Origin of the sequence: Rhizobium sp. BR 317 (genome assembly GCF_047445835.1) — a bacterium.
Lineage (GTDB): Bacteria > Pseudomonadota > Alphaproteobacteria > Rhizobiales > Rhizobiaceae > Rhizobium > Rhizobium paranaense.
This window is the reverse complement of record NZ_JARWLB010000157.1, coordinates 1-1,002: the sequence shown is the minus strand read 5'-3', so window position 1 is coordinate 1,002 and position 1,002 is coordinate 1. Positions and strand designations below refer to the sequence as shown.

The window sequence follows — 1,002 nt, the reverse complement described above, 5'->3', positions numbered from 1 at the left end:
GCCTTCTGCACCTCACCGGGTACGAAGACATGACGATTKAGCAGGTTMGCAACTTCCGCCAATGGGGCTCCAAAACGCCAGGTCATCCCGAATACGGGCACACCGCTGGCGTCGAGACGACCACCGGGCCGCTCGGACAGGGGATCGCGTCGGCTGTCGGAATGGCTATCGCGGAGCGGCGCCTATCAACCRAATTTGGCGCAGCGCTTGTCGATCACCGGACCTACGTTTTCTGTGGAGATGGGTGTCTCATGGAAGGTGTTGGTCAGGAAGCTGCTTCGCTGGCCGGCCACCTGCAGCTCGGMAAGTTGATCGTCCTTTACGACGACAACTCCATCACCATCGACGGCTCGACCGCAATCGCGTTTTCGGAAGATGTGCTCGCGAGGTTCGACGCCTACGGATGGCACACGCAGCGCGTTGACGGTCATGATCCGGATGCGATCGACGCGGCGATCTCGCAGGCGAAGACGGAAGGATCCAGACCATCCCTMATAGCCCTGAAAACCATCATCGGATACGGCTCTCCGTCAAGGGCAGGAACAAGCTCCGTACATGGTGCACCGCTCGGCGCCAGCGAAGCCGCCGCGACGAAGGCAGTCTATGGCTGGACGGCGGACACTTTCGAGATTCCTGCTCCAATCCTCAAAACTTGGCGCGAAGTCGGCGCGAAGGGCGCCAAGGCGCGCAAGGACTGGCAAGCGCGGCTCGAAGCAGCGGGCGCAGATGTCAGAAGTGAGTTTGAACGCCGCACCGCCGGCTCATTGCCAGCGCGATATGAGGAAGCGGTMAACGCCGCCAAGGCAAAGCTGCTCGACAAGCCGCAATCAGTGGCAACGCGTAAGGCAAGCCAGATCGCACTGGAAGCGCTGACGGAGCTGCTTCCGGAAATGATCGGCGGGTCCGCTGACCTCACCCACTCAAACTTGACCCGGGTTCCGGCCGTCGACAGCGATTTCACCGCCGCTGCAAGCGGGCGGTATGTMAGCTATGGCGTTAGAG

General features: G+C 61.3%; 1 pseudogene. It reads left to right on the top strand.

Going from position 1 to position 1,002, the window contains the following annotated elements:
* Nucleotides 1-1,002 (top strand): annotated as a pseudogene (locus QD357_RS32500) (transketolase); the annotation flags it as partial.